Here is a 3477-nt window from a genome sequence, read left to right as displayed (position 1 = left end):
AAGCATCATTTATTTAAGTTAGATACATATTATATGTACGAAGGCATTTCGTTTACACAAGATTCTTGACGCTACCTTTTTTTGCCTTTATAGTGTAACAAAGGTGTAGTGCCGTTAAAACTGCGTTAGACCTTATACCTGTAAGGTATCCTTCCCTTTTCAACTGCCTATCGCAGTGCATTTTGGCATGTAGAATTCCTTGGCCGTGCAACTTAGACTACCAAAAATCAGTGACTTGGCGTATGCTTAATTCTGTTAACCAGCTGGACTGGTAACCAATTTGAATAAGGAGCGAATTACATATGCGTAAATGGAAAATCGGCCTAGTGGCCGCCCTACTGTGCCTGCCACTGGCACTGGGCACCGTCTCAGCCTCAGCCAAGACCACGACGGCCAAAACAACCACTGCCAAAACGACTAAAGTCGCTAAGAAGACTAAAGCGGCCAAGAAGACGACCCCGAAGAAGCACTACCTCATCGTCATGGGCCATGGTGCCGGCGATCCCGGCGCCCGGGGCAACGGTACGACGGAAGCCCACTTCTTGCGGCACTACATGTTACCGCAACTCCGTAAGTATGCTAAGAAGGTCACGAATGCCAAGATCACCTTCTACAATCCCAAGCGTAACCTGGTCAGCGACACCCTCTACCATCACAAGGGGTCTTACAAATTGAGCAAGAAGACCACGGTCATCATGTTCCATTTGGACGCCCCTGCCGGCCACGGTGGTCACGTCATCATTCACAAGAAGCACCCCACGGCCCGTGACAAGCGCCTGGCTAAGGTCATCAAGAAGTACGTCGGCTTGAACCGCGCCTACAACGGCTACAGCTTCCGGACCAACTTGCGGAACTGCAACGTATTACGCCGTCGCGGCATCGACTACAGTCTGGTCGAATCCGGCTTCATCACCAACAAGACTGACGTCAAGCACCTGAAGAAGCACATGGCCAAAATTGCCAAAGCCGACATCGAAGCCATTACCAACGAACACATTAAGTAACTATAAATTTGGTTGTGCACAGCTACATCGTCCGAACTGACCGCCTGCCGTTCGTCAAATATGGGACTGGAACGCGGTGGGCGGACGGGTCGAGCCAGAGACCGGTCTCGACACCTCGCCTTTGAGCCGAAATCCGCGTCTCAAAGACGCCAGTTCCCTAACCAGCAAAAACCGCTGCTAAGGGAACTCCCACGGCTGAGCCCATATTTGACGAACTCTCGGCTACGGTGGTGCTAGTCAGCGACATCTGGTTTAGCCCCTAGCGACTAGATTTATCGTCTCGCCCCGGCTAACTTAAAGTCATTGCGGGTCTTAGCTGACGTAGGCTGCGGGTTTGACCAGTCTCAATTTTGGGTCGCGGTCCAATCACTTAATGGCTTTTAACCAAATAATCCAGGGAAGTCTGAGCCAACCGCGCTCAGGCTTTTTTTGCTGCTTGGGTGAGTCATTTTACCAACCCACGCCTTTCCCGTTCTTCTTGTTTCTCAGCCTGCTAGACTAGCCTTCCAAGCAAGTATTTTACATGCGAGGGGGCGTGGTACATGGCATACGTTTACTTGGGGACCGCCATTATTGGCGAACTGATTGGCACCAACCTCTTGAAGGCCGCAGCGGGATTCACGCGGCTCTGGCCGACGGTGGGGGCGTTGGTGGCCTACGGGCTGTGTTTTTTCTTTCTCTCGCTGGCCATGAAACACATCGACTTGAACGTGGCCTACGCCATTTGGGCCGGCGTCGGCATCGTGGTCACCACGGTGCTGGCCGTCGTGCTGTGGCATGAACCGCTGAACTTTGCCAGTCTACTGGGAATTACGCTGGTCATCTTGGGCGTGGTCATTCTCAATCTAGCTGGACCCGGTCACTGAAAACAAGTAAATTTGTAAGCTGAATCGTTAGACTTCGCCAGCGGGAACCCCTATACTGATTCTGTTAACAGTAAATTAGGTGGTAGTGGACAAGGCAAATTGGAGGGCATTTTATGAGAGAAACAGTTGTCATTTTAGGGGCGGGCTCGGGATTCGGGCTGGCCATCGCCAAAGCATTTGGACAGCAAGGCAAACACGTGGTTCTCGCCGCACGGCACGCTGAAGCCTTGCGAAACCTGGTGACCCAACTCCGGGCGGACGATATCAGTGCCGACTGGCTCGTCGCGGACGCCACCAGCTCCCATCAGACTGCGGACCTCTTCCGACAGGTCGTACAACACTTTGGCGTGCCCGAGACCTTCGTCTACAATGTGGCCGACACCACGCTGGACCGGCCCCGCGACACCCCAACCGACCGCATTGCGACGGCCCTCAACGTCAACGTTCTCGGCGCCATCCGTACGACTCGGCAATTTATCGATTTGCTCGATGCCGATGACCCAACGCCGCGCAACATTCTCATCACCGGGGGTGGCGCGGCCCTTCACCCGGTCAAGGAAACCACCACGTTATCCTTGACCAAGGCGGCCCTGCGTAGCTACGCCTACTCCTTGGCCGATGAACTAGCCGACACCGCCGTTTACGTGGGCCTGATCACGGTTCAAGGCATCGCAAATACCAGCGCTGCCATGGCACCAGACCAGGTCGCCCAGGCCTATCTTCAGGCCGTGGCCGACCGCCAGGGCACGGAAATCTTGTACCCGCACGGCCAGCAAACGCAGTCAGAATTCACGGCACTCAGAGCCGCGACGCAAGACCCCGCCCGATTACAGGCCTTCTTGCAGGATCATCCCCAGGCGGCCACCTTTTTACAGCAACATCCGGAATTTTTAAATGATTAACCACATGTCAATAACTCTCTTAGGTCTGGGACAAAAGTCTCAGGCCCTTTGTGTCTCCGAATATCTGGTGTTGAAACCTGGGCCAAAAGGCAGCTGGTTCCGCTTAAAACTGATAAGCAAACAATCCAAACCCGGGATTATTCGCTTATCAGCCTTAATGCTCGCCAGCTAACCGCCTTTTGTCTCACTCTCATTTTTTCTGCTGTCTCGCATTCCCAAAGCATTGGGGCGCCTGCTTCGTCAAGTATCTTTACAAACTGAACACCTACGCGCCCAGGCCATTTTAATCCGCCACGTTATCAACGGTTATTTTATTTGTGAAAATTATCACATATACACCCATAAATGCGTTATAACAGAGTTGAGGCATTACCCACGAAATAATTAATCATCTCGTCTTTTGTCGGATAACCTACGCGGGCGCATGACCTCATCGCAACTGCGGATCAAGTTAGTCTGTTTCACTGCTGTTGAAGGGAGTCTTATCATTATGTCTACGAGTTCAGTTGCACTCAAACACTATCAAATGTACATTAACGGTGAGTTTAAGGATTCATCTTCTGGTAATCTGATTACCGTACTTAACCCCGCAACTGGCGAACCAATTTCGACCGTCCCTAGCGCTACGCTGGTAGCGTCAAGAATCTTGTGTAAACGAAATGCCTTCGTACATATAATATGTATCTAACTTAAATAAATGATGCT

At 51.9% G+C, this 3477-nt stretch carries 3 protein-coding genes; all 3 read left to right on the top strand.

Annotation, left to right across the window (positions count from 1 at the left end):
* Positions 1-302 precede the first annotated feature (302 nt).
* The 3 genes from NGM66_RS14090 to NGM66_RS14080 all read left to right on the top strand — a co-directional run bounded on the left by NGM66_RS14090 (position 303) and on the right by NGM66_RS14080 (position 2772).
* Positions 303-1004, top strand: a complete 702-nt coding sequence (locus NGM66_RS14090; protein WP_208907313.1) for an N-acetylmuramoyl-L-alanine amidase — start codon at positions 303-305, stop codon at positions 1002-1004.
* A gap of 542 nt (positions 1005-1546) precedes the next feature.
* Positions 1547-1870 (top strand): DMT family transporter, encoded by a 324-nt coding sequence (locus NGM66_RS14085; RefSeq protein WP_208907312.1) that lies wholly within the window; start codon positions 1547-1549, stop codon positions 1868-1870.
* 113 nt (positions 1871-1983) lie between these two features.
* Positions 1984-2772, top strand: a complete 789-nt coding sequence (locus NGM66_RS14080; RefSeq protein ID WP_208907311.1) for an SDR family NAD(P)-dependent oxidoreductase — start codon at positions 1984-1986, stop codon at positions 2770-2772.
* The last annotated feature ends 705 nt before the right edge of the window (positions 2773-3477 follow it).

It is taken from the genome of Levilactobacillus yiduensis, from assembly GCF_024718525.1.
Taxonomy (GTDB): Bacteria; Bacillota; Bacilli; order Lactobacillales; family Lactobacillaceae; genus Levilactobacillus; species Levilactobacillus yiduensis.
Note: the sequence above shows the minus strand (reverse complement) of the source record. Positions and strands in the feature narration are given on the sequence as shown.

Bases quoted from the DNA above. Each gene is read 5' to 3' on its own strand.
- NGM66_RS14085 (WP_208907312.1), top strand. From the start codon at position 1,547: ATGGCATACGTTTACTTGGGGACCGCCATTATTGGCGAACTGATTGGC.
- NGM66_RS14090 (WP_208907313.1), top strand. From the start codon at position 303: ATGCGTAAATGGAAAATCGGCCTAGTGGCCGCCCTACTGTGCCTGCCA.
- NGM66_RS14080 (WP_208907311.1), top strand. From the start codon at position 1,984: ATGAGAGAAACAGTTGTCATTTTAGGGGCGGGCTCGGGATTCGGGCTG.